Source organism: Streptomyces sp. NPDC028722 (genome assembly GCF_040637655.1).
In the GTDB taxonomy this organism is placed as follows: Bacteria; Actinomycetota; Actinomycetes; order Streptomycetales; family Streptomycetaceae; genus Streptomyces.
Window position 1 is genome coordinate 138,384 of record NZ_JBEZWU010000006.1, and the last position, 24,454, is coordinate 162,837.

Below are 24,454 nucleotides of genomic sequence, written 5' to 3' on the forward strand. Positions count from 1 at the left end.
GTGACCCGGACCATCACCCCCCGCCTGCGGTACCTGGTGCTGCTGTTGCTCGCCGTCACCGGCGCGCTGCTGGCGGGCGCCGGACCGGCCTCCGCGCACGCGGCACTGACCGGCAGCGACCCCGCGCAGGGGGTGGTGGCCGACAAGGCGCCCACCCAGGTGTCGCTCACCTTCTCCGAGAAGGTGGCGATGAACGACGACTCCCTGCGCGTCCTCGACCCCAGGGGCAAGCCGGTCCAGACGGGCAGCCCCGCGAACATCAGCGGAACGACGTACGCCGTGCGGCTCAGGAGCGGCCTCGGCAAGGGCACCTACACCGTCACCTACCAGGTCGTCTCGGCGGACAGCCACCCCGTCTCCGGCGCCTACACCTTCTCCATCGGCGCGCCCTCGCAGACCGTCGTGCAGGACACCGGGCCGGCCGCGGGCGGCGGAGTCGTGGGCGCGCTGTACGCGTTCGGACGGTACGTGTCCTACGCCGGTTTCCTCGTGCTCGCCGGCGGTGCGGCCTTCGTGCTCGTCTGCTGGCAGCGCGGCGCGGGCGTACGGGCCCTGCAACGGCTGGTGGCCGGCGGCTGGGTCGCGCTGACCGCGGCCACCCTCTGGCTGCTGCTCCTGCGCGGCTCGTACACCACCTCCGGCAAGCTCGCCGATGTCTTCGACCTCGGTCTGCTCGGCCAGGTGCTCCAGACCAAGACCGGTGCCGCGCTGGTCTCCCGGCTGCTGCTGCTCGCCGCCGCCGCGCTGTTCGTCGCCGTCCTCTTCGGCACCTACACCCGGCGCGAGGAGCAGCAGGAGAAGCGCGACCTGACCTTCGGGCTCGCGGTCGGCGGGGGCGTCGTCGCGGCCGGACTGGCGACCAGTTGGGCGATGGCCGAGCACGCCTCCACCGGACTCCAGCCGGGCATCGCCATGCCGGTCGACGTCGTCCATCTGCTGGCCGTCGCCGCCTGGCTGGGCGGGCTCACCGCGCTGCTGGTCGCCCTGTACCGGGCGCCCGCAGATACCCCGGTCGGGGCCGTCGCCGTGCAGCGGTTCTCCCGGGTGGCCGCCGGCTCCGTCGTCGCGCTGGTCGCCACCGGCGTCTACCAGTCCTGGCGGCAGCTCGGCTCCTGGTCGGCGTTCACCGGCACCGGGTACGGGCAGCTGCTGCTGGTCAAGATCGGGCTGGTGGCGCTGCTGGTCGGCGTCGCGGTGATGTCCCGGCGCTGGACGGCCCAGCTCAGGGACCCGGCCGTCCGTGCCGAAGAGACGGAGAGGTCCGAGGCCAGGGAACCGGTCCCCGTATCGAGGGTGACCGGTGGCGACACCGACGCCGAGACCGAGGCCTGCGGCACGGCGGCGGGTGGCGGCGACGGAACCGCTGGCGGCGGCAAGGAGGCCGACGACGGCTCCGCTTCCACCGCCGGTGCCGACCAGGGCCCCGGCGAGGACGCCGCTCCCGGTGACTCGCGGCGTGCCGCCCAGCTCGCCCGGCAGCGCGTGGCCGTCGACGCCGCCCGGCGAAAGCGGCTGCGCGACGCCGATCCGCAGCGCTCGGGCCTGCGCCGCTCGGTGCTCGCCGAGACCGGCGTCGCCCTGGTGCTGCTCGCAGTCACCACCGCGCTGACCCAGACCGAGCCGGGCCGCACCGAGCAGGAGGCCAAGGCAGCCACCTCGGCCGCGTCCGGCTCCGCCACCTCGTCCCCGTCCGGGGCCCTCACCCTGGACATGCCGTTCGACACCGGCGGCACCGACGGCAAGGGCGTCGTCAGCATCGACCTCGACCCCGCGCGGGTGGGCGGCAACGAGATGCACGTCTACGTCCAGCGCCCCAACGGCCGGGCCTTCGACGTCCCCGAGGTGAAGATCTCCTTCACCCTCCAGGCGAAGAAGATCGGCCCGCTGCCCGTGACGCCCGACCACATCACCACCGGCCACTGGTCGGCGACCGGGGTGCAGATCCCGATGGCCGGCGACTGGACCGTCGCCGTCACGGTCCGCACCTCCGACATCGACCAGACGACCGTCTCCAAGCACGCGCAGATCGGCTGAACCACCATGTCCGACCAGTCCCTCCCGCAGACCCGTACGCCCGGCACGCCGGTGGCCGGGCCCGTGTCCGGGGCGCGCGGTGTCTCCCGGCGCGCCCTGCTGGGCACGGCCGGCGCCGCCGGGCTCGCGCTCGGCGCGGCGGGCGGTGCCGTGGGGTACGCCGCCGCGCCCGCCCAGGCCGCTCCGCTGTCCTCGGTGGGCTCGGGCCGGGCGATGTTTCACGGGAAACATCAGCCCGGCATCACCGAGGGACTCCAGGCCTGCGGCCATCTCGTCGCCTTCGACCTGGCGGCGGGCGCGGGCCGCAGGGAGGCGGCGGCCCTGCTGCGCCGCTGGTCGGTGACGGCGGAACGGCTGATGGCGGGCGAGGCCGCCCCACACGACGACACCGCGGTGGCCCGGGACGCGGGTCCCTCCTCGCTGACCCTCACCTTCGGCTTCGGTCACGGCTTCTTCGCGCGGACCGGCCTGGAGAAGCAGCGGCCCGGCGCCCTCGACCCGCTGCCGGACTTCTCCTCCGACCGTCTCGACCGGGCGCGCAGCAACGGCGACCTGTGGGTGCAGATCGGCGCGAACGACGCCCTGGTCGCCTTCCACGCCCTGCGCGCGATCCAGAAGGACGCGGGCTCCGCCGCGCGGGTGCGCTGGCAGATGAACGGCTTCAACCGCAGCCCGGGCGCCACCGCCCACCCCATGACGGCCCGCAACCTCATGGGCCAGCTCGACGGCACCCGCAACCCCAAGCCGGCCGACACCGACTTCGAGAAGCGGATCTTCGTGCCCGCGTCGGGCGAGCCCGCCTGGATGGCGAACGGCTCCTACGCCGTCGTACGCCGCATCCGCATGCTCCTGGACGACTGGGAGGGGCTGTCGCTCACGGCGCAGGAGCAGGTCATCGGGCGCCGCAAGGCCGACGGGGCACCGCTGTCCGGGGGCGGCGAGACGACCCCGATGGACCTGGAGAAGACCGACGCCCGCGGCGAGTACGTCGTCCCGCTCACCGCGCACGCCCGGATCACCCGGCCCGACAAGAACGGCGGCGCGGCCATGCTCCGGCGCCCCTTCTCCTACCACGACGGCATCGGCCCGGACGGCACGCCCGACGCCGGGCTCCTCTTCATCTGCTGGCAGGCGGACCCGTTGCGCGGCTTCGTACCGGTGCAGCGCAAGCTCGACCGGGGCGACGCGCTGTCGAAGTACATCCGTCACGAGGCGAGCGGTCTGTTCGCGGTGCCGGGAGGCGCGGCCGAGGGCGAGTACGTGGGGCAACGGCTGCTGGAGGGCTGACGGGAAAACGGCCGCGGGAGGGCCGATGCGCGTACGCGCATCATCGCCCGTCCGGGGGACGATCCGGGTTGAAACCACCCGGTCGAGTGGCGCCCATGAGATGGCGGGACCGGCCGGCCCCGCGGCCATTAGGGTGAGGGCATGCCAGCGAGCTATGCCTATCTCGGCCCGGAGGGCACCTTCACGGAGGTCGCCCTGCGCACGCTTCCGGAGGCGGCCACCCGGGAGCTGATCCCGTACGTGTCGGTGCAGTCCGCGCTGGACGCGGTACGGGCCGGTGAGGCCGAGGCCGCGTTCGTGCCGATCGAGAACTCGGTCGAGGGCGGGATCACCACCACCCTGGACGAGCTGGTCGCGGGCGCGCCGCTGACGATCTACCGCGAGGTGCTGCTGTCCATCACCTTCGCGCTGCTGGTCCGTCCCGGCACGAAGCTCGCGGACATCAAGACAGTCTCCGCCCACCCCGCGGCCCAGCCGCAGGTGCGCAACTGGCTGCGCGCCCACCTCCCGGAGGCGCTCTGGGAATCGGCCGCCTCCAACGCGGGCGCCGCCCGCCTGGTCCAGGAGGGCCGCTACGACGCCGCGTTCGCCGGTGAGTTCGCCGCCGCCCGGTACGGTCTGGAGGCGCTGGAGACCGGCATCCACGACGCGGAGAACGCCCAGACGCGGTTCGTGCTGGTCGGCCGCCCGGCCCGGCCCGCCGCGCCGACCGGTGCCGACAAGACCTCGGTGGTGCTGTGGCAGCGGGACGACCACCCCGGTGCCCTGCGCGACCTGCTCGGCGAGTTCGCCTCGCGCGGCATCAACCTCATGCTGCTCCAGTCCCGGCCGACCGGCGCCGGCATCGGCAACTACTGCTTCTGCATCGACGCCGAGGGCCATATCGCCGACCGGCGGATGGCGGAGACGCTGATGGGCCTGAAGCGCATCTGTCTCCAGGTGCGCTTCCTGGGTTCCTACCCGCGCGCGGACGTCACGCCGGACGCGGTCCGTCCGACGCTGCCGGGGACGTCGGACGAGGAGTTCATGGCGGCGGCGGACTGGGTGGCGCGCTGCCAGGACGGCCGGTTCTGACCAGCCGTTCCAGCCGGTCGTACCTGCACACCAACGTTATCCACAGAAGTTATCCACAGGCTCCCTTCTCGACCTGGGGACAAGTCGACAGTGGAGGCACGGCAGGTCGACAAATCGCCCTAGACCACCCGGGCGCCGCTACCCTCCGTAGGATCACCCTTCGTTCAGCCGTTTGCTTCGATTCATCTATCAGGGCGACCTTTTTCCACCCGAACGCGGGTGTCGATGGGGTTTGACCCGGGAATTCTTCGGCCCGTCCGGGGTTTCCGGAGTGATCAATTCCGAAATCCACAGATCTTCCACACAGCCTGTGGATAACTTATCGGGGGGTGCGGATCTCTGTGGACAACCGAGTCGCCAAATCCCCTCCCCCGCAAGGAGATCCGGTCAACGCGGCGGCCGTCGCGTGCCCCGTCCCAGGGAGTGGGACACCTTTCCTTGACACGTTCGGCAATTAGCTCATACCGGAACGTAAGCGGCGAATCACAACACCCCGAATAGTGATTCGTGAGCCACGACCGCGCACCGGTAGCCTTGGCCCCGTGATTGACCTTCGCCTGCTCCGTGAGGACCCCGACCGTGTGCGCGCGTCCCAGCGCGCCCGTGGAGAGGACGTCGCGCTCGTCGACGCCCTCCTGTCTGCCGACGAGCGGCGCAGGTCCTCCGGCGTCCGCTTCGACGAGCTGCGCGCCGAGCAGAAGCAGCTCGGCAAGCTGATCCCCAAGGCCTCCCCCGACGAGAAGGCCGAGCTGCTCAAGCGTGCCGAGCAGCTGAAGGCCGACGTCAGGGCCGCCGACACCGAGCGCGACGCGGCCGACACCGAGACCCAGGAGCTGCTGCTCCGGCTCGGCAACCTGGTCCACCCCGACGTGCCCGTCGGCGGCGAGGAGGACTTCGTCACGCTGGAGACGCACGGCGCTATCCGTGACTTCGGTGCCGAGGGCTTCGAGCCCAGGGACCACCTGGAGCTGGGCCAGCTGCTCGGCGCGATCGACGTCGAGCGTGGCGCCAAGGTCTCCGGCTCCCGTTTCTACTTCCTCACCGGTGTCGGCGCCCTGCTGGAGCTGGCCCTGGTGAACGCGGCGATCGCGCAGGCCTCCGCGGCCGGTTTCACGCCGATGCTCACCCCGGCGCTGGTCCGCCCGCAGTCCATGGCGGGCACCGGCTTCCTCGGCCAGGCCGCCCAGGACGTCTACCACCTCGACAAGGACGACCTGTACCTGGTCGGCACCTCCGAGGTGCCGCTGGCGGCCTACCACATGGACGAGATCATCGACGCCGACAAGCTGCCGCTGCGGTACGCGGGCTTCTCGCCCTGTTTCCGCCGCGAGGCCGGCTCGCACGGCAAGGACACCCGGGGCATCTTCCGCGTGCACCAGTTCGACAAGGTCGAGATGTTCTCGTACGTCGCTCCCGAGGACTCGCAGGCCGAGCACCAGCGCCTGCTGGCGTGGGAGAAGCAGTGGCTGGAGTCGCTGGAGCTGCCGTTCCGCGTCATCGACGTCGCCTCCGGCGATCTCGGCTCCTCGGCCGCCCGCAAGTACGACTGCGAGGCGTGGATCCCGACCCAGGGCAAGTACCGCGAGCTGACCTCGACCTCCGACTGCACCGAGTTCCAGTCCCGCCGCCTGTCCATCCGGGTCCGCGACGGCAAGCAGGTCAAGCCGCTCGCCACGCTCAACGGCACGCTGTGCGCCGTCCCGCGCACGATCGTGGCGATCCTGGAGAACCACCAGCTGGCCGACGGCTCCGTCCGGGTCCCCGAGGTGCTGCGCCCCTATCTGGGCGGCCGTGAGGTCCTGGAGCCGGTGTCCCGGTGACCTTCCCGTACGGGCTCATCGCCACCGACCTCGACGGCACGCTGCTGCGCTCCGACGAGTCGATCTCGCGGCGCACCCGGGACGCGCTCGCCGCGGCGACCGCGGCGGGCGCCGCGCACATCGTCGTCACCGGCCGCGCGGTGCCCTGGACCCGGCACATCCTGGACGACCTCGGCTACGACGGCCTCGCCGTCTGTGGCCAGGGCGCCCAGGTGTACGACGCCGGCAGCCACCGCCTGCTGACCTCCGTCACCCTGGACCGGCAGCTGGCGGGCGTGGCCCTGGCCAAGATCGAGGCCGAGGTCGGCCCGCTGTACCTGGCGGCCAGCCGGGACGGCCTGGACGGCGAGGTGCTGGTGGGCCCGGGATACGCGGTCACGGGCAGGCTGCCCGCGACACCGTTCACGGACGCGTCCGACATCTGGAGCGCTCCGCTGAACAAGATCTACATACAGCACCCGTCGCTGGGCGACGACGAGCTGGCGGAGGCCGCCCGGCAGGCGGCCGGCGGCTTCGTCACGGTGGCCATGGCGGGCGCGGGCATCGTGGAACTGCTCCCGCTCGGCCTGTCCAAGGCCACGGGCCTGTCCCTCGCCGCCCGCCGGCTTGGCCTGAAGGCCGCCGACACGATCGCCTTCGGCGACATGCCCAACGACATCCCGATGTTCGCCTGGGCCTCCAGGGGTGTGGCCATGGCCAACGCCCATGAGGAACTGAAGGCGGTGGCCGACGAGGTGACGGCCTCCAACGAGGACGACGGGATCGCGGTCGTACTGGAGCGTTCGCTGGCGTAGCGCTCGCGTGTCGGGCCCGCGGCCCGGCATCGAGCGCGGAATGCGACGGGGGCCGCTCGCGCGGCCCCCGTACCTCTTGCTCTTCGCCCCGCGTACCTCTTACTCCTCGCCCGCCAGCGTCAGCGCCCGCAGCTTCTGCCCGGCGTACCAGGTGGCGAGCACGGTGACCGCCACCAGCAGCACGGTGGCCGTCGGCAGGCTCACCTCGGAGGTCACCAGGTCCCCGCCGGCCAGCTTGTGGGCGACGGCGAGCGACCACTGCTGGACGCTCAGCGTGCGCGCGCCCGGCACCAGGGAGCCGAACAGCGCCTCCCAGACCAGGGCGTAGACCAGCCCGAAGACCACCGCGTGCCGGGAGACGGTGCCCAGCAGCAGGAACAGCGCGGAGTAGGCGATGGAGGAGATCAGCGCGGCGACCGTGTAGGCGACGGCGATCTGCTGGCCGTTGCCGTTCAGGATCAGGCCGGCGATCAGGGTCGGCACCGCCGAGAAGACCATGGTGACGCCGACGGCGACGATCAGCTTGGTCAGGATGATGGTGGGCCGCTTGAGCGGCTTGGACAGCAGGTAGACGACGGAGCCGTCATCGATCTCCGGGCCGATCGCGCCCGTCCCCGCGATGACACCGATGATCGGCACCATGGTGGCGAGCGCGAAGCCGCCGAGGACGTCCGACGCCGTCTGGTCGTCGGCTCCGGTCAGGCCGCGCACGGCCACGGAGATCACGATCAGCAGCAGCGGCAGCGCGCCGAGGATGAGGGCCCGGCGGCGGCCGAGCAGGGCACGGTAGGTGAGTCGGGCGACGGTGGGGTCATACATCATGGGCCTCCTACGCCGCGACCAGGTACGAGAAGACGGACTCCAGGGACTCGTCGGACGGCGAGACCGTGAGCAGCCGGATGCCGTGGTCCCTGGCGACCTTCGGCAGCAGGGCGGTGAAGCGGCCGAAGTCGACGGCCTGGACGCGCAGCGCGCCCTCGGTCACGTCGACCTCGATGCCGGACGTCGACGGGTCGGCGATCAGCGCGGCCGCGAGGGCGCGGTCGTCGCTGGAGCGCACCAGGTAGCGGTGCGGGCGGTCGGTCATCAGGCGGCGGATCCGGCGGAAGTCACCGCTGGCCGCGTGGCGTCCGGCGACGACGACCTCGATGTGCCGGGCGAGCTGCTCGACCTCCTCCAGGATGTGCGAGGAGAACAGCACCGTGCGGCCCTCGTCGCCCATCCTGCGCAGCAGCTCCATCAGCTGCATGCGCTGACGCGGGTCCATGCCGTTGAACGGCTCGTCCAGCAGGAGCAGCGACGGGTCGTGGACGAGGGCGCTCGCCATCTTCACGCGCTGCCGCATGCCCTTGGAGTAGGTGGAGATCTTCCGGTCCTGCGCGTACTCCATCTCGACCGTGGCGAGGGCGCGCTGGGCCGCCTTGGCGCCCAGGCCGTGCAGCTCGGCGTTGGCGACGACGAACTCGCGGCCGGTGAGGAAGTCGTACATCGCCTCCCGCTCGGGGACGATGCCGATGTGCCGGTAGATGGCCTCGTTGCGCCAGACCGGCTGCCCGTCGAGGGTGACCGTGCCGGTGGAGGGGGCGAGGAAGCCGCCCATCATGTTGATCAGCGTGGACTTGCCGGCGCCGTTGGGGCCGAGCAGACCGGTGACGCCGGGGCCGATGGTCATGGTGATGTCGTTGACGGCGACGACGTTGCCGAACCAGCGGGACACGTGGTCGATGGTGAGCGTGGTCACAGTCCCACCTTCTTGTAGCGGCGGTTCAGGAGGCCGTAGCAGGCCGCGATCAGGGCCAGGACGAGGACGACGTACACGGCACCCTCCCCGCTGGACGGGCCTACCCCGCCGGGGAAGCCGGAGCTGCCGCCGAGGAGGGCCGACTGCACGCCGTCGATCAGCGTGACCGGCGAGAACAGGCCGATCCACGGGACGGCGCCGCCGCTGCCCTGGGCGTCGGCGATGGCCTGGAGCGTGGACACGGCGCCGTAGGAGATGGTCAGTACGGCGATCACGGCGGCGATGCCGAAGCCCCGGCGCGGGGTGACTGCGGCGATGACCAGGCCGATACCGGCGAAGAGCAGGGAGAGCAGGACCACGCAGACCAGTCCCTGGGCGAATTTCTCCGTCTGGTGGACGAAGCCCATCTTGGACAGCAGCGCGCCGATGTACATCACGAGCAACGGCGCGCCGGTGAGGACGAACAGGGCCGAGGCGAGCGCCGCGAACTTCGCGCGCACGTAGTCGGCGCTCTCGATGGGCCGCGAGAAGTACAGCGGTACGGTTTTGAAGCGCAGGTCGCGGGAGACCGCCTGGGGGGCCTGCGAGGCGACGTACAGGCTGATGACGGCCTGCATGGTGATCGCGTAGCGGGTGTAGGACACCGGCAGTTCGTGCGCCTTGGTGGCGACGGCGACGGCCACCATGATGGCGGCGGGCACGCACATCACCGCGAACAGCAGCATCGGCAGCACCTTGGACTTTACCGACCGGCCCAGGCCGTAGGCGCCGCGCAGGGACTGGGAGTACAGCGAGCGGCGGGCGTAGGCGCGGCCGAGGCGGGGACCGTCGTAGCCGCGGTAGCCGATGTCGTGGATGCGGGACCGGTCGCCGGTGGGCGTTGCCGGGGGATGCTCAACCGCCATGGCCGACGGCCTCCTTCCGCTGTTCGTCGTTGCCGGTGAACACCTCGGAGATGTGGTGCCGGCGCTGTTCCATGCGCACCAGGCCGAGCCCGAGGTCGGCGACCACGTCCCGGACGAGGTCGTTCGTCTCCTCGCCCGCGGCGGTCAGCAGCAGGATGTGTCCGGCGCCGGGCAGGCCGCCCGCCTCGGCGTGGGTGTCGACCCCGCGCGCCTGGAGCGCCTCGCGGACCGCGCGGGTGCCGTCGGGGTGGCTGTCGCTGTCGGTGACCTCGATCGCGAGGGTGGTCGTGGTCTGGGTGAAGTCGGTGGTGGAGCTGGAGCGCAGGAGCTTGCCGCCGTCCACGACGACGACGTGGTCGCAGGTGCGTTCCAGCTCGCCCAGCAGGTGGGAGGTGACCAGGACGGAAATGCCGAAGTCGGTGTGGATGCGGCGGATCAGGCCGAGCATCTCGTCGCGGCCGACCGGGTCCAGGCCGTTGGTCGGCTCGTCCAGGAAGACCAGCTGCGGGTCGTGCACCAGCGCCTGCGCGAGCTTCACCCGCTGTTTCATGCCCGTCGAGTAGCCGCCGATCGGGCGGTACCGCTCCTCGTACAGGCCGACGTGGCGCAGGGTGTCGGCGGTGCGTTCGCGGGCCGCGGTGGGCGGCAGGCCGGACATGCGGGCCATGTGCACGACGAACTCGGTGGCCGAGACGTCCGGCGGCAGGCAGTCGTGCTCCGGCATGTATCCGACGCGCTCGCGGATGGCGGCGCCCTTGGTGGCCACGTCCAGGCCGAGCACCTCGGCGCGGCCCTCCGTGGCGGGGGACAGACCCAGCAGGATCTTGATCAAGGTGGACTTGCCGGCGCCGTTGGCCCCGACGAGTCCGGTCACACCGGGTCCGATGTCCATGGACAGCCGGTCGAGCGCGGTCACCCGGGGGAACCGCTTGCTCAGGCTTTCGGTCGCGATCACAGTCACGGCTCCGACAGTAGTGATCGGGACCACGCCGGTCGTCAGACTTCAGAGCCGTTTCACGTCAGCCCTAGGTAGTACGGGGCCCTACGGGAGGCCCACCCAGGGGTGGTGCGGGACGGCCGCCGAACGCCGGCGGACTCCGGGACCACCCCTATTGACGACACCTCTAACAACTGCCACATTCACCAGTGTCAAGTTACGGACGCGTACCGCGGTCGACGGACGCGTCGCCGGGGCGAGTCGCCGGGACGACGGGACGGGGCGGCATGACGACGGCAGTGAGCGGCGGACCCTCCGTGGACCTGCGGGGGTTCCGAAGAGTGCAGCGTCTCGCCTACGAGTGCGCGGAGGCGGTCGCCGCACGCCTCGAACCGGGCGTGACCGAGCGCGAGGCGGCCCGGATGCAGCGCGAATGGCTGTGCGGGCGCGGGGTGCGGGACTGGTTCCACCTGCCCTTCGCCTGGTTCGGGGACCGTACGGCGTTCACGGGCTTCCGTGTCCCGCTCCAGTTCTTCCCGACCGGCCGCGCGCTGGAGCCGGGGATGCCGTTCATCCTGGACATGGCCCCGGTGTACGAGGGGTACACGGCGGACATCGGCTACTCGGGCTCCCTGGGCGTGAACCCCGTGCAGAACCGGCTGATGGCCGATCTGGAGGCGCACCGTGAGCTGATCCTGCGCGAGGTGCGCGAGCGGCGCCCGCTGCGGGAGATCTACGAGGACGTGGACCGGCTCATGACCCGCCAGGGCTACGCCAACCGGCACCGGGCGTACCCCTTCGGGGTGATCGCCCACAAGGTGGGCCGGGTGAGACAGCGGCGCTGGTCGCCGCACCTGTTCGGGTTCGGCACCCAGTCCCTCAAGGGCCTGGCCGCCGACGCGCTGCACGGCCACCGCGAGGGCTGGTCGCCGCTGTGGTCGCCGTACCGCTTCTCGGACCACCCGCCGCGGCCGGGCCTGTGGGCGGTCGAACCCCACCTCGGCTTCCGCGGCACGGGCGCGAAGTTCGAGGAGATCCTGGTGGTGACCGACTCCCGGGACCCCGCGGAGAGCGCCTTCTGGCTGGACGACGACCTGCCGCACGTGCGGCGCTGGGCGGAGGAGAAGTGACACGGACAGACGCGCGTGAGCGCTGGGTGCGCACCGGCGGGGTCGAGCTGTGCGTGGCCGAGCTGGGCGACCCGCAGCGGCCGACGGTCGTCCTGCTGCACGGCTATCCGGACAGCAAGGAGGTCTGGTCCCAGGTCGCGGACCGGCTCGCCGACCGCTTCCACGTGGTCCTGTACGACGTCCGGGGCCACGGCCGCTCGACGGCACCCCGGCCGCTGCGCGGGGGCTTCACGCTCGCCAAGCTCACGGACGACTTCCTCGCCGTCGTGGACGCGGTGAGCCCGGACCGGCCGGTGCACCTCGTCGGGCACGACTGGGGCTCGGTGCAGTCCTGGGAGTTCGTCACGGTCGGCCGCACGAAGGACCGTATCGCCTCCTTCACCTCGATCTCCGGGCCCTCCCTCGACCACTTCGGACACTGGATCGACGCGCGGGTGAAGCGTCCGACGCCCCGCCGGGTCGGCCAGCTCCTCGGCCAGGGCGCCCGGTCCTGGTACGTCTACCTGCTGCACACCCCGCTCCTGCCGGAACTGGCCTGGCGCGGCCCGCTCGGCAGGCGCTGGCCTCGGATCCTGGAGCGGGCCGAGCGGATCTCCGACGGCGACTACCCCACCGCCTCCCTGCCCGGCGACGCGGCCCACGGCGCCTGGCTGTACCGGGACAACGTCCGTGCCCGGATGCGCAGGCCGCGCCCGGACGCGTACGCGCACGCGCCCGTGCAGCTCATCACGCCCCAGGACGACGCGTTCCTCTCCGAGCGGCTCTACGACGACCTGGACCGGTGGGTGCCGCGGCTGACCCGCCGCACGCTCCCGGCCCGGCACTGGGTCCCGCGCACCCGTCCCGACCAGGTCTCGGCCTGGATCGCCGAATTCGTCACGTCCGTGGAAGGCGGCCGTCCCGCCCCCCAGGGCACCGGCCCCCATGCCGACCGGTTCGGCGGACAGTTGGTGCTGATCACCGGCGCCGGCAGCGGCATCGGCCGGGCGACCGCGTTCGCCTTCGCGGAGGCCGGCGCGCGCGTGATCGCCGTCGACCGGGACGCCGAAGCCGCGACCCGCACCGCCGAACTGTCCCGGCTGGCCGGCGCGCCCGACGCCTGGGCCGAGCACACGGACGTCTCCGACGAGCAGAGCATGGAGAAACTCGCCGAGCGCGTCCACCGCGAGTACGGCGTACCGGACGTGCTGGTCAACAACGCGGGCATCGGCCTGTCGGGCTCCTTCTTCGCCACGACGGCCGACGACTGGCGCAAGGTCCTGGACGTCAACCTGTGGGGAGTGATCCACGGGTGCCGGCTCTTCGGCGCCCGCATGGCGGAGCGCGGTCAGGGCGGCCACATCGTCAACATCGCGTCCGCCGCGGCGTACCAGCCCTCCCGCGCCCTGCCGGCCTACAGCACCTCCAAGGCGGCGGTACTGATGCTCTCGGAGTGCCTGCGCGCCGAACTGGCCTCCCAGGACATCGGCGTCACGGCGGTCTGCCCCGGCTTCGTCAACACCGGCATCACCTCCACGGCCCGCTTCACCGGCGTCGACGAGGCCGAGGAGCGGCGCCGCCGGCAGCGGTCCGCCCGCCTGTACGGCCTGCGCAACTACCCACCGGAGAAGGTCGCCACCGCCATCCTGGACGCGGTGGCCCACAACAGGGCGGTCGCCCCGGTGACCCCGGAAGCCCGGGCCGCCCACCTGCTGTCCCGGTTCCTGCCGGGCACGCTGCGCAGAATCGCCCGGGTCGAACCGAAACTGTGAGCGGGTTCCGGCGGTGGCCGGGTCCGGCGCGCCGGACCCGGCCACCGTGGGCCACACCCCCCGCCGCACTCCCCGCCGCACCGAGGACCGTTCGCGAAGCCCCCTGACCGGCCCACCACTTGTCCACACCTTCGCCAAATCCCCTGTGGATAACCACACTTGGCTGTGGACCAAACCTACGGAGAAAAAACCCTGCGTGATCCACGTCTCTCCCGCACGCTGGACCCATGAGCGAACGACGCACCGTGCAGGTGTCCAAATACCTCTCCAGACACCTGCGCCACCAGCCCGAGCGCATCGGGATCACCCCGGACCCGGGCGGCTGGGTGGACGTCGACACCCTGATCACCGCGGCCACCGCGCACGGATTCCGGTTCACGCGGGACGAGCTGGACCACGTCGTCGCCACGAACGACAAACAGCGCTTCGTGACGGAGGGCAACAGGATCCGGGCCAGCCAGGGGCACAGCATCGAGGTCGACCTCGGACTGCCCCCGGCCACTCCGCCGCCGCACCTCTACCACGGGACGGTGGAGCGCAGCCTGGACGCGATACGCGCGGAGGGCCTCAGGCCCATGGACCGGCACGACGTCCACCTCTCCGCCGACCGGGAGACCGCCACCCGGGTCGGCGCCCGCCGGGGCCGGCCCGTGGTGCTCACCGTCGACTCCGGCGCCATGCACCGCGACGGCCATGTGTTCCACCTCAGCGCCAACGGAGTCTGGCTGACGGCGGCCGTACCCCCGCGTTACCTGCGCTTCCCGGACCCGCGCTGAGCACCGGCTCGCGCCGGGCGCTTAGGCTCGGACCCATGAGTCTGCGTCTGAGCACCGTGATCCTGCCGTACCGCCGCTGGAGCGAAGGCGGCCGTGCGTCCTGGGTGAGGGCCGAACAGCTCGGCTTCCACACGGCGTACACCTACGACCACCTGTCCTGGCGCAGCTTCCGTGACGGCCCCTGGTTCGGCGCGATCCCGACGCTGGCCGCGGCCGCGGCGGCCACCGACCGACTGCGCCTGGGCACGCTCGTCACCTCGCCGAACTTCCGGCACCCGGTCACGCTGGCCAAGGAACTCGTCAGCCTCGACGACATCTCCGGCGGCCGGGTCACCCTGGGCATCGGCGCCGGCGGCACCGGCTTCGACGCGACCGCCCTCGGCCAGGACCCCTGGAGCCCACGGGAGCGCGCCGACCGGTTCGCCGAGTTCGTGCCCCTCCTCGACCGTCTGCTCACCGAGGACACCGTGTCGCAGGAGGGCCGGTTCTACTCGGCGCACGAGGCGCGGAACATACCCGGCTGTGTGCAGCGCCCCCGGCTGCCGTTCGCGGTCGCGGCCACCGGCCCCCGCGGTCTGAAGCTGGCCGCACGGTACGGCCAGGCCTGGGTGACCACCGGCGACCCGAAGCTGTACGAGACCGGCACCCCCGAGCAGTCCGTCGAAGCGCTGCGCGGGCAGCTCGGCAGGCTGTCCGAGGCCTGCGAGGCCGCCGGCCGGGACGTGACCGGGCTGGACAAGGTCCTGCTGACCGGCTTCACCCCGGACCGCGGCCGGCCGCTCGCGTCCGTGGACGCCTTCGTGGACTTCGCCGGCCGCCACCAGGCGCTGGGCTTCACCGAGATCGTGATCCACTGGCCCATCCCGGACTCCGACTTCGCCGCGGACGAGAAGGTCTTCGAGCGGATCGCCGCCGAAGCCCCGGCCCAGCTGGCCTGAGCCCCGCCGGGACCGGGGAGCCGGTCCCGGCACCAGGAGCCCGCCGACCCCGGTAAGGGCCGCTGAGCGTCATCTGCGTCTCATCTGTGCGCACTTCCGCACGACCGTGCAGGCATATGCGCGAGAATGACCGGGTGACCTCAGCGACCAGACAGCCCGGGACCCCGTCCGCCGCCATCCGGCCGCGGCTGATCGCCACCGACCTCGACGGCACCCTGCTGCGCGACGACAAGTCGGTCTCCCCGCGGACCGTCGCCGCGCTGGCCGCCGCGGAGGCGGCCGGCATCGAGGTCTTCTTCGTCACCGGCCGGCCCGCCCGCTGGATGGACGTGGTCAGCGACCACGTCCACGGTCACGGCCTGGCGATCTGTGGCAACGGCGCGGCCGTGGTCGACCTGCACGGCGGTCCCGGCGCCCACCGGTTCGTGAAGGTACGCGAGCTGCTCCGGGAGAACGCCCTGAACGCCGTACGGCTGCTGCGCGAGGCGGCACCCGGCACGGTCTTCGCGGTGGAGCAGACCTACGGCTTCCACCAGGAGCCGGACTATCCCAAGCTGCACATGGAGATCCCCGACAGCCTCCGGCCCGCCGAGGAACTGCTCGCGCCCGACGGCCCGGACGCGGACCAGCCCGTCCTGAAGATCCTCGCCTACCACCCGTCGCTCGACCCGGACGCCTTCCTCACCCTGGCCCGCCTCGCCGTCGGCGGCCACGCCAACGTCACCCGCTCCAGCCCCAGCGCCCTGCTGGAACTGAGCGGCCCCGACGTCTCCAAGGCCAGCACCCTCGCCCTGTGCTGCGCCGAGCGCGGCATCTCGCACGAGGAGGTCGTGGCCTTCGGGGACATGCCCAACGACGTCGAGATGCTCACCTGGGCCGGCCAGTCGTTCGCGATGGGCAACGCCCACCCGGACGTCCTCGCCGCCGCGTCGGGCCGCACGGTCGCCAACAACGACGACGGGGTCGCCGTGGTGATCGAGAACCTGCTCACGGACCACACCCCGTAACGCTCCCCGATCGCCCTTGCCGATCCCGGCTCCCGGCGGAGCCGCCTACCGGGAGCTTCCGGCCGTGGCGGCCGGGGCTCCCACCAGGGACTCCGCCTCCGCCTCCCGCCGGGCCAGCTCCCGCAGCGGCCCCGCCTCGGTGATCAGCCGGGTGTACGGCCCCCGCTGCACCACCCGGCCCGCGTCGAGCACGAGCACCTCGTCCACCGCGTCCAGCCCCGCGAGCCGGTGGGTGATCAGCACTGTCGTACGGCCCTCGGTGGCGGCCAGCAGGTCGGCGGTCAGCGCGTCCGCCGTCGGCAGGTCCAGATGCTCGGCGGGCTCGTCGAGCACCAGCACGGGAAAGTCCGCCAGCAGCGCGCGGGCCAGCGCCAGCCGCTGCCGCTGCCCGCCGGACAGCCGCGCCCCGTGCTCGCCGACCAGCGTGTCCAGGCCCTCGGGCAGGGAGTCCACCCAGTCCAGCAGCCTGGCCCGGGCCAGCGCCTCGCGCATACCGGCCTCGGTGGCGTCCTTCCTGGCCAGCAGCAGGTTCTCGCGCACCGAGCTGTCGAAGAGGTGGGCGTCCTGGGCACACAGCCCGACGAGCCGCCGCACGTCGTCACCGGCCAGCGCGCAGGCGTCCACACCGGCGAGCGTGTACGAACCCGCCTCCGGGTCGAGGAACCGCAGCAGCACCTGGGCGAGGGTCGACTTGCCGGCCCCGGACGCGCCGACCACCGCGACCCGGCGGCCCCGCTCCAGGGTCAGGTCCAGCCCGGCCAGCGCCTCCCGCCGCTGTCCCCCGTACCGTGCGGTCAGCCCCTTGACGACCACCGGGAACGGCGAGGCGGGCGCCTGCCGGGGCCGCTCGGGCTCGCGTACGGGCTCGGGGGCGTCCAGGACCTCGTACACGCGCTCCGCGCTGCGCCGCACCCGCTGCCGGTGACGCAAGGCGAGCGGCAGCCCGAGGACGGCCTCGAACGCGGCCAGCGGGGTCAGGACGACCACGGCCATCGCCACGCCGTCGAGCCGGCCGGCCGCCACCGCCTGGGCCCCGAGCAGCGCGGTGGCCGTGACGGTCAGCCCGGAGACGAGCGCGGTCAGTCCGTCACCGAGCCCGGTGACGGTGGCGGCGCGCGCGGCGATCCGGGTGAGGGTGCCGTCGGCTCGCCGGACCGCGACCGTACGGCCGGGCAGCGCACCGGTGACGGTCAGCTCCGCGGTGCCGGTGAGGAGGTCGGTCACCCGGGTCGCCAGCACTCCCCGGGCGGGCGCCAGCCGCCGCTCGGTCCGCCGGGCCACGCGTGCGGTCAGCAGGGGGACGCCCACGCCGGCCGCGAGCAGACCCGCCGCGAGAGCGGCGCCGGCCTCGGGCAGCAGCCAGGCCGTGAAGCCGACGGAGGCCGCGGAGACGGCCAGGGCGACCGCGGCGGGCAGCAGCCAGCGCAGCCAGTAGTCCTGGAACGCGTCCACGTCCGCGACCAGCCGGCTGAGCAGATCACCGCGGCGCACGGTACGCAGCCCGGCGGGCGCGAGGCGTTCCAGGCGCCGGTAGACCGCGACCCGGGTGTCGGCCAGCATCCGCAGGACGGCATCGTGCGACACCAGCCGCTCGGCGTACCGGAACACGGCCCGCCCGATCCCGAACGCCCGCGTGGCGGTCACGGCCACCATCAGGTACAGCACCGGCGGCTGCTGCGAGGCCCGCGAGATGAGCCACCCGGACGTCGCCATCAGCCCCACGGCACTTCCGACGGCCAGACTCCCGAGCCCCCAGGCAAGCCCCATCCGCCCGCGCCGGGACCCACCGCCGCGCAAGACCCGCCCGAGAACCGTTCCACCGGCCTCGGCCCCCACCGGCCCGTGCCCAGCACGCCCAGTTCCTACCGGCTGGCCGAGGCCGGCGGCGGCGGGCCCACCGGATCCAGCCCCCACCGGCGCACCCGCCTGCCCGCCCGGCCCAGCCACCTCCGGCTCGTCCTCCAGGGCGCCGAGACGGGCGCGGGAGTCCAGGCCCCTGGTCGGCCGGCTGCCCGCCGAATGCGTCACCAGCCCGCCTCGACCCAGCCGCACCACCCGGTCAGCCACCTCCAGCAACGCCGGCCGATGCACGACGAGCAACACGGTCCGACCCACCGCAAGCCTGCGCACCGCAGCGACGACCTCCCGCTCCGTCACTCCGTCGAGCGCGGCCGTCGGCTCGTCCAGCAGCAGCACGGGCCGGTCCGCGAGGAACGCCCGCGCCAACGCCAGCCGCTGCCGCTGCCCCGCCGACAGTCCCGCCCCGTCCTCCCCGAGCAGGGTGTCTGCCCCCTCGGGCAGCGCCGCCACGAACTCCCACGCCCCCGCGTCCCGCAGCGCACGCCGTACGGCGGCGTCGTCCGCTTCCGGCCGCGCGAGCCGTACGTTCTCCGCGACGCTCCCGGCGTACAGGTGCGGTCGCTGCGGCACCCACGCGATCCGCGACCGCCACTCCGCCACGTCCAGCCCGGCGAGATCGGCCCCTCCGATCCGTACCCGCCCCTCGCTGGGCCGTACGAACCCCAGCAGCACGTCCAGCAGCGTCGACTTGCCCGCTCCGCTCGGCCCCACCAGGGCGACGATCTCCCCGGGCTCCACGGTGAAGGACACACCGGTCACGGCATCCTCGGAGCGCCCGGGATGGCGGACGGTGACGCCGTCGAAGACCACCGCGCCCGCGGGCACCACGCCGGTACCCGGCTCCGCCACCGGTGTCTCCAGCACGGTGAAGATCTCCTCCGCGGCGGCGAGCCCCTCCGCCGCCGCGTGGTACTGCGCGCCCACCTGCCGCAGCGGCAGATACGCCTCGGGCGCCAGCACCAGGATCAGCAGCCCGGCATACAGCTCCATCTCGCCGTGGACCAGCCGCATCCCGATCGCCACGGCGACCAGCGCGACGGACAGCGTGGCGAGCAGCTCCAGCGCGAACGAGGAGAGGAACGCGATCCGCAGCGTCCCCAGCGTGGCCTGCCGGTACTCCCCGGTGATCCGCCGGATGGATGCGGCCTGCGCCTTGGCCCGGCCGAACACCTTCAGCGTGGGCAACCCCGCCACCACGTCCAGGAAGTGTCCGGACAGCTGCGACAGCGACCGCCATTGCCGGTCCATCCGGGACTGCGTCGCCCACCCGATCAGCATCATGAAGAGCGGAATGAGCGGCAGGGTACCGATGATGATCGCCGCCGACACCCAGTCCTCGGTGACGATCCGGGCGAGCACCGCCACCGGCACGACCACCGCGAGCCCCAACTGCGGGAGATAGCGCGAGAAATAGTCGTCCAGGGCGTCGACCCCGCGTGTGGCCAGGGTGACGAGCGAGCCGGTCCGCTGTCCGCTCAGCCATCCGGGTCCCAGAGTCGCCGCCCGGTCCAGGAGCCGCCCGCGCAGTTCCGACTTCACGGCCGCGCTCGCCCGGTGGGACGCGAGTTCGGTGAGCCAGGCGACAACCGCCCGACCCACGGCCACGGCCGCCAACAGCAGCAGGGGAGTGCCCAGTTCGGCCGCAGACTTCCCGTGCTGGAACGCGCCGACGACGATCTCGGCGACGAGCATCGCCTGGGCGATCACCAGCCCCGCACCGACGGCACCCAGGACGACGACCGCCACGAGGAAGAACCGGGTGGCGCGGGCGTACCGCAGAAGGCGTGGATCGATTGGTTTCACGTGAAACAGGCCCTTCGGTCCTGAGGGTGTGTTTCACGTGAAACACACCCTCGGCGGACTCAGTGCGCGGTGCCGGCAGCGGCGTCGGCTGCGATGTGCTGGGTGCCGATCCGCTTGCGGAACACCCAGTAGGTCCAGCCCTGGTAGAGCAGGACGATGGGTGTGGCGATCGCCGCACACCACGTCATGATCTTCAGGGTGTACGGGCTCGACGAGGCGTTGGTGACCGTCAGGCTCCAGTCGCTGTCGAGGGTAGACGGCATGACGTTCGGGAAGAGCGACAGGAAGAGCATCGCCACGGTGGCCACGATGGTGATGCCGGACAGCGCGAACGCCCATCCCTCACGCCCGAGCTGGTTGGCCACGAGGGCGGCCACCAGGGCGGCCACCGCCACGATCAGGGCCACCAGGCTCTTGCCGTCACCGCTGTCGGCCTGTGTCCACCACAGGAACGCCAGCGCCGTGACGGCCGTGCCGAGACCGACCCACCGGGCCAGCCTCCGTGCCCGCACCCGGATGTCGCCGACGGTCTTGAGCGCGGTGAACACCGCCCCGTGGAAGGTGAACAGCGTGAGCGTCACCAGGCCGCCGAGCAGGGCGTGGGGGTTGAGCAGGTCCCAGACGCTGCCGACGTACTCGAAGTTCCGGTCGATCCGCACGCCCCCGACGATGTTCCCGAACGCGACGCCCCACAGGAACGCCGGGAGCAGCGAGGTCCAGAAGATCGCCGTCTCCCAGTTGCGCTGCCAGTTCTCCTCCGGGCGCTTGGCCCGGTACTCGAAGGCGACGCCCCGGACGATCAGGCAGACCAGGACGAGGAGCAGGGGCAGGTAGAAGCCGGAGAAGAGGGTGGCGTACCACTCCGGGAACGCGGCGAAGGTCGCGCCGCCCGCGGTGAGCAGCCACACCTCGTTGCCGTCCCAGACGGGGCCGATGGTATTGATCAACACCCGGCGCTCGGCCCGGTCACGCGCCAGCAGTCTGGTGAGGATCCCGACTCCGAAGTCGAAGCCCTCCAGGAAGAAGTAGCCGGTCCACAGGACGGCGATCAGGACGAACCAGACGTCGTGAAGTTCCATGACTGTTCCCTCGGCCTAGTACGAGAAGGCCATCGGCTTGTCGGCGTCACGGGTGTCGCCGCCGATCTTCGTGGGCGGGTTGAGGTCGGCCTCGGTCAGCTCCGGCGGGCCGGCCTTGACGTACTTCGCGAGCAGCTTCACCTCGACGACGGCGAGGATCGCGTACAGCGCGGTGAAGACGGTCATCGAGAGGAGGACCTCACCCTGCGAGACACCGGGGGAGACCGCGCTCCGGGTCTGGAGGACGCCGTAGACGGCCCACGGCTGGCGGCCCATCTCGGTGAAGATCCAGCCCCAGGAGTTGGCGATCAGCGGAAACGCCAGGGTCCACACCGCGATGCGCCAGTACCAGGGGGTGAGCTTCGGTCCCAGGGTCTTGTTCCTGAACAGCACCAGGTGGGGCACCTCGTCGTCGCCGACCCTGAGGTGCTGCGCCAGCATGAACTTTGTGCGCGTCAGCCAGAGCCCGGCCAGGCCGATGGCGAAGGAGGCCATACCGAAGCCGATCATCCAGCGGAAGCCCCAGAAGGCGACCGGGATGTTGGGCCGGTAGTCGCCGGGCCCGAACTTCTGCTGCTCGGCCTTGTTGACGTCGTTGATGCCGGGGACGTACGAGGTGAAGTTGTCGTCGGCGAGGAAGGACAGCAGGCCGGGTATCTCCACGGCCACGGTGTTGTGGCCCTTGTCGACGTCACCGTAGGCGAAGATCGAGAACGGTGCCGGCTTCTGACCGTCCCACAGCGCCTCGGCGGCGGCCATCTTCATCGGCTGCTGCTTGAACATGACCTTGCCGAGCACGTCACCGCTGACCGAGGTGAGCAGACCGGCGACGACCACGGTGATCAGACCGAGCCGCAGCGAGGTCTTCATCTCGCGGATGTGCTTCTTGCGGGCGAGGTGGTAGGCGGAGATGCCCACCATGAAGGCGCCACCGGTGAGGAAGGCGGCGGACAGGGTGTGGAAGGCCTGGCTGAGGGCGGTGTTCTGGGTCAGCACGGCCCAGAAGTCGGTCAGCTCCGCCCGCCCCTTCGCCTTGTCGATCCGGTAGCCGACGGGGTGCTGCATCCAGGAGTTGGCCGCGAGGATGAAGTACGCCGACAGCACCGTTCCGATCGAGACCATCCAGATGCAGGCCAGGTGGATCTTCTGCGGCAGCTTGTCCCAGCCGAAGATCCACAGGCCGATGAAGGTGGACTCGAAGAAGAAGGCGATCAGCGCCTCGAAGGCGAGTGGAGCACCGAAGATGTCACCGACGAACCGCGAGTAGTCCGACCAGTTCATGCCGAACTGGAACTCCTGCACGATGCCGGTGACCACGCCCATCGCGATGTTGATCAGGAAGAGCTTGCCCCAGAACTTCGTCGCCCTGAGGTACTTCTCCTTCTCCGTGCGCACCCAGGCCGTCTGGAGCCCGGCCGTGAGGGCGGCCAGGGAGATCGTCAGCGGGACGAACAGGAAGTGGTAGACGGTGGTGATGCCGAACTGCCAGCGCGCCAGTGTCTCCGGCGCCAGAGCCAGGTCCACGTCGTCACTCTCCTTACTTACGCCGTGGTACAGCGGCGATTTGCCCCGCTTGTCATCTACATACCGGAGCAATCGGGATGCGCTTGTGAACGCGTTCACATTCACAAGCCATTATGCACGCACTGATTTTCGGCTGCCGAAGGGGGGTCCCCCCTCCGCCTCCACGTCAGGACCTTGGCAGCGACTTCAACATCTTGTTGAATTGCCCGCCATGCGGATACGTGTCTCCTGGCCCGCGGGCAACATCACCGCGACCCTCGACGCAAGCGCACCGACCGCCCGGACCCTCGCGAAGGCGCTGCCACTCGCCTCGACCGCGCATACCTGGGGTGAGGAGGTGTATTTCGACACAGGCGTCTCTGTTTCACGTGAAACGGACGCCCGGCAGATCGTGGCACCGGGCACGGTCGCCTTCTGGACGGACGGCGACGCGCTCGCCCTGCCCTACGGCCCCACGCCGATCTCAGGCTGGGGATCCCCCCGGAGCGAGTTCCGGGGGGAGTGCCGTCTCGCAAGTCCGTGCAACGTCCTCGGAAACGTGGACGGGGACGCCGGCGTCCTGGCGACCGTACGAAACGGCGACCCCGTCCGTGTGGAGCTGATCGAGGAGTAGAGAACAGCGGGTGGGCTACAGCTCCCCGCGGAACGCCTCCGCGGCCTTCAGGAAGATGTCGTTCGCCTCGGTCTCCCCGACCGTCACCCGCACACCCTCGCCCGGGAACGGCCGGACCACCACACCGTGCTTCTCACAGGCCTGGGCGAAGGCGACCGTCCGCTCCCCCAGCCGCAGCCATACGAAATTGGCCTGCGTCTCGGGCACCGTCCAGCCCTGGTCCCGCAGCGTGTCGACCACGCGAGTGCGCTCACACACGAGCGAGCCGACCCGGCCCAGCAGCTCGTCCTCGGCCCGCAGCGAGGCGATCGCCGCCTCCTGCGCGAGCTGGCTCACCCCGAACGGCACCGCCGTCTTGCGCAGCGCGGCCGCCACCGGCTCATGGGCGATCGCGAAACCGACGCGCAGCCCGGCGAGCCCGTACGCCTTGGAGAACGTGCGCAGGACGCAGACATTGGGCCGCTCCCGGTACAGCTCGACACCGTCGGGCACCTCGGGATCGCGGATGAACTCGCGGTAGGCCTCGTCCAGCACCACCAGCACGTCACCGGGCACCCGGTCGAGGAACCGCTCCAGCTCGGCCCGCCGTACCACCGTGCCGGTCGGGTTGTTGGGGTTGCAGACGAAGATCAGCCGGGTCCGGTCGGTGATCGCGTCCGCCATCGCGTCCAGGTCGTGCACATCACCCGGCGTCAGCGGCACCTGCACCGACCGGGCGCCGCTGATCTGCGCGATGATCGGGTACGCCTCGAACGACCGCCAGGCGTAGATCACCTCGTCACCCGGCCCGCTGGTGGCCTGCACCAGCTGCTGGGCGACCCCGACCGAGCCGGTGCCGGTGGCCAGGTGGGAGAGCGGGACGCCGAAGCGGTCCGACAGCTCGTTCATCAGCCCGGTGCAGGCCATGTCCGGGTAGCGGTTGAAGGTGCAGGCCGCCGCGGTCACGCTCTCCAGCACACCGGGCAGCGGCGGGTACGGATTCTCGTTGGAGGACAGCTTGTAGGCGACCGGTCCGCCGGTCGCCGCCGGCTTGCCCGGCTTGTAGGTGGGGATCCCCTCCAGCTCGGCACGCAGCTTGGGGTTCGTCTCGCTCACCGCAGTCCTCCTCGCCACCACCGGCGGACCATCGACGCCGCCGGCTTCCCATACTCCTCACCTTAAGAGGATTCGACGCCCCTGCGTACAGGCGCGGGACGAGCAGGTGTGCGAGCGCGGTACGCAAACAGGACGAGACCCCGCCCACTCCGACGGCATCCCGGGCATCACCGCACGAAGGCGTGCGTTTCGGGGGGCGCGCCGTACATATATCTACGCGCCCGTAGCTCGCGCCGTGGCGCGCGTCCCCCGTGAAGGTGAGTTGAGACCTCTTCGAGACCTCGGA

The 24,454-nt window shown here is 71.6% G+C and carries 19 protein-coding genes; 11 read left to right on the forward strand and 8 right to left on the reverse strand.

Going from position 1 to position 24,454, the window contains the following annotated elements:
* The 5 genes from AB0F03_RS12150 (at position 1) to AB0F03_RS12170 (ending at position 7,009) form a co-directional block, all read left to right on the forward strand.
* Complete coding sequence (locus tag AB0F03_RS12150; protein WP_361989445.1) at positions 1 to 2,034, forward strand: copper resistance protein CopC; 2,034 nt, start codon at positions 1 to 3, stop codon at positions 2,032 to 2,034.
* A 6-nt stretch (positions 2,035 to 2,040) separates the two neighbouring features.
* Positions 2,041 to 3,321, forward strand: a complete 1,281-nt coding sequence (gene efeB, locus AB0F03_RS12155; RefSeq protein ID WP_361989448.1) for an iron uptake transporter deferrochelatase/peroxidase subunit — start codon at positions 2,041 to 2,043, stop codon at positions 3,319 to 3,321.
* 141 nt (positions 3,322 to 3,462) lie between these two features.
* Positions 3,463 to 4,395, forward strand: a complete 933-nt coding sequence (gene pheA, locus AB0F03_RS12160) for a prephenate dehydratase (RefSeq protein ID WP_361989451.1) — start codon at positions 3,463 to 3,465, stop codon at positions 4,393 to 4,395.
* Positions 4,396 to 4,937: 542 nt separating this feature from the next.
* On the forward strand, positions 4,938 to 6,215 hold the full coding sequence (serS, locus tag AB0F03_RS12165; RefSeq protein ID WP_361989454.1) for a serine--tRNA ligase: 1,278 nt from the start codon (positions 4,938 to 4,940) through the stop codon (positions 6,213 to 6,215).
* Positions 6,212 to 7,009, forward strand: a complete 798-nt coding sequence (locus tag AB0F03_RS12170; protein WP_361989457.1) for a Cof-type HAD-IIB family hydrolase — start codon at positions 6,212 to 6,214, stop codon at positions 7,007 to 7,009. The genes serS and AB0F03_RS12170 overlap by 4 nt, the downstream gene beginning before the upstream one ends.
* 99 nt (positions 7,010 to 7,108) lie before the next feature.
* Here the strand turns inward: AB0F03_RS12170 and AB0F03_RS12175 are convergent, their stop codons facing one another.
* The 4 genes from AB0F03_RS12175 to AB0F03_RS12190 are packed head-to-tail and all read right to left on the reverse strand — an operon-like array spanning position 7,109 to position 10,610.
* A complete protein-coding gene (locus AB0F03_RS12175; protein WP_356819386.1) occupies positions 7,109 to 7,828 on the reverse strand; it encodes an ABC transporter permease in 720 nt (239 codons plus the stop codon).
* A 10-nt stretch (positions 7,829 to 7,838) separates the two neighbouring features.
* Entirely contained in the window at positions 7,839 to 8,750 is a 912-nt protein-coding gene (locus tag AB0F03_RS12180) for an ABC transporter ATP-binding protein (protein WP_121787943.1), read from the reverse strand.
* Complete coding sequence (locus tag AB0F03_RS12185; RefSeq protein ID WP_361989460.1) at positions 8,747 to 9,655, reverse strand: ABC transporter permease; 909 nt, start codon at positions 9,653 to 9,655, stop codon at positions 8,747 to 8,749. Before AB0F03_RS12185 ends, AB0F03_RS12180 begins: the two co-directional genes overlap by 4 nt.
* Positions 9,645 to 10,610: an ABC transporter ATP-binding protein gene (locus AB0F03_RS12190; protein ID WP_361989985.1), complete on the reverse strand. Its 966-nt coding sequence runs from the start codon at positions 10,608 to 10,610 to the stop codon at positions 9,645 to 9,647. The genes AB0F03_RS12185 and AB0F03_RS12190 overlap by 11 nt, the downstream gene beginning before the upstream one ends.
* A gap of 269 nt (positions 10,611 to 10,879) precedes the next feature.
* Here AB0F03_RS12190 and AB0F03_RS12195 point away from each other — a divergent pair, with 269 nt between their 5' ends.
* The 5 genes from AB0F03_RS12195 to AB0F03_RS12215 all read left to right on the forward strand — a co-directional run bounded on the left by AB0F03_RS12195 (position 10,880) and on the right by AB0F03_RS12215 (position 16,194).
* Positions 10,880 to 11,722, forward strand: a complete 843-nt coding sequence (locus tag AB0F03_RS12195) for a M24 family metallopeptidase (RefSeq protein WP_361989463.1) — start codon at positions 10,880 to 10,882, stop codon at positions 11,720 to 11,722.
* Positions 11,719 to 13,473, forward strand: a complete 1,755-nt coding sequence (locus AB0F03_RS12200; RefSeq protein WP_361989466.1) for an SDR family oxidoreductase — start codon at positions 11,719 to 11,721, stop codon at positions 13,471 to 13,473. Before AB0F03_RS12195 ends, AB0F03_RS12200 begins: the two co-directional genes overlap by 4 nt.
* A 227-nt stretch (positions 13,474 to 13,700) precedes the next feature.
* A complete protein-coding gene (locus tag AB0F03_RS12205; RefSeq protein WP_361989469.1) occupies positions 13,701 to 14,249 on the forward strand; it encodes an RNA 2'-phosphotransferase in 549 nt (182 codons plus the stop codon).
* Positions 14,250 to 14,284: 35 nt separating this feature from the next.
* Complete coding sequence (locus AB0F03_RS12210) at positions 14,285 to 15,187, forward strand: LLM class flavin-dependent oxidoreductase (protein WP_361989471.1); 903 nt, start codon at positions 14,285 to 14,287, stop codon at positions 15,185 to 15,187.
* 116 nt (positions 15,188 to 15,303) lie between these two features.
* The gene (locus AB0F03_RS12215) at positions 15,304 to 16,194 is read left to right on the forward strand and encodes an HAD-IIB family hydrolase (RefSeq protein WP_361989474.1); all 891 of its coding nucleotides are present in this window, start codon (positions 15,304 to 15,306) and stop codon (positions 16,192 to 16,194) included.
* Positions 16,195 to 16,239: 45 nt separating this feature from the next.
* On the opposite strand, the gene cydD is transcribed toward AB0F03_RS12215, so the two are convergent.
* Genes cydD through AB0F03_RS12230 form a run of 3 tightly spaced genes read right to left on the reverse strand, consistent with a single transcriptional unit; the run spans position 16,240 to position 22,460 of the window.
* Positions 16,240 to 19,857 carry a thiol reductant ABC exporter subunit CydD gene (cydD, locus tag AB0F03_RS12220; protein WP_361989476.1) on the reverse strand — a complete coding sequence of 1,206 codons (3,618 nt, stop codon included), beginning with the start codon at positions 19,855 to 19,857 and terminating at the stop codon, positions 16,240 to 16,242.
* Between the two features lie 59 nt (positions 19,858 to 19,916).
* Positions 19,917 to 20,936 (reverse strand): cytochrome d ubiquinol oxidase subunit II, encoded by a 1,020-nt coding sequence (gene cydB / locus AB0F03_RS12225; RefSeq protein ID WP_361989479.1) that lies wholly within the window; start codon positions 20,934 to 20,936, stop codon positions 19,917 to 19,919.
* Between the two features lie 15 nt (positions 20,937 to 20,951).
* Positions 20,952 to 22,460 carry a cytochrome ubiquinol oxidase subunit I gene (locus AB0F03_RS12230; protein WP_361989482.1) on the reverse strand — a complete coding sequence of 503 codons (1,509 nt, stop codon included), beginning with the start codon at positions 22,458 to 22,460 and terminating at the stop codon, positions 20,952 to 20,954.
* A 211-nt stretch (positions 22,461 to 22,671) separates the two neighbouring features.
* Here AB0F03_RS12230 and AB0F03_RS12235 point away from each other — a divergent pair, with 211 nt between their 5' ends.
* Positions 22,672 to 23,073, forward strand: a complete 402-nt coding sequence (locus AB0F03_RS12235; RefSeq protein WP_361989485.1) for a cyclophilin-like fold protein — start codon at positions 22,672 to 22,674, stop codon at positions 23,071 to 23,073.
* A 15-nt stretch (positions 23,074 to 23,088) separates the two neighbouring features.
* Here AB0F03_RS12235 and hisC read toward each other — a convergent pair whose 3' ends face one another.
* Entirely contained in the window at positions 23,089 to 24,168 is a 1,080-nt protein-coding gene (gene hisC, locus AB0F03_RS12240; protein WP_361989487.1) for a histidinol-phosphate transaminase, read from the reverse strand.
* Between the last annotated feature and the right edge of the window lie 286 nt (positions 24,169 to 24,454).

Coding starts and splice junctions, on each gene's coding strand:
- efeB (WP_361989448.1), top strand. CDS start 2,041: ATGTCCGACCAGTCCCTCCCGCAGACCCGTACGCCCGGCACGCCGGTG.
- pheA (WP_361989451.1), top strand. CDS start 3,463: ATGCCAGCGAGCTATGCCTATCTCGGCCCGGAGGGCACCTTCACGGAG.
- AB0F03_RS12175 (WP_356819386.1), bottom strand. CDS start 7,828: ATGTATGACCCCACCGTCGCCCGACTCACCTACCGTGCCCTGCTCGGC.
- AB0F03_RS12185 (WP_361989460.1), bottom strand. CDS start 9,655: ATGGCGGTTGAGCATCCCCCGGCAACGCCCACCGGCGACCGGTCCCGC.
- AB0F03_RS12195 (WP_361989463.1), top strand. CDS start 10,880: ATGACGACGGCAGTGAGCGGCGGACCCTCCGTGGACCTGCGGGGGTTC.
- AB0F03_RS12205 (WP_361989469.1), top strand. CDS start 13,701: ATGAGCGAACGACGCACCGTGCAGGTGTCCAAATACCTCTCCAGACAC.
- AB0F03_RS12210 (WP_361989471.1), top strand. CDS start 14,285: ATGAGTCTGCGTCTGAGCACCGTGATCCTGCCGTACCGCCGCTGGAGC.
- AB0F03_RS12215 (WP_361989474.1), top strand. CDS start 15,304: ATGCGCGAGAATGACCGGGTGACCTCAGCGACCAGACAGCCCGGGACC.
- cydB (WP_361989479.1), bottom strand. CDS start 20,936: ATGGAACTTCACGACGTCTGGTTCGTCCTGATCGCCGTCCTGTGGACC.
- AB0F03_RS12235 (WP_361989485.1), top strand. CDS start 22,672: ATGCGGATACGTGTCTCCTGGCCCGCGGGCAACATCACCGCGACCCTC.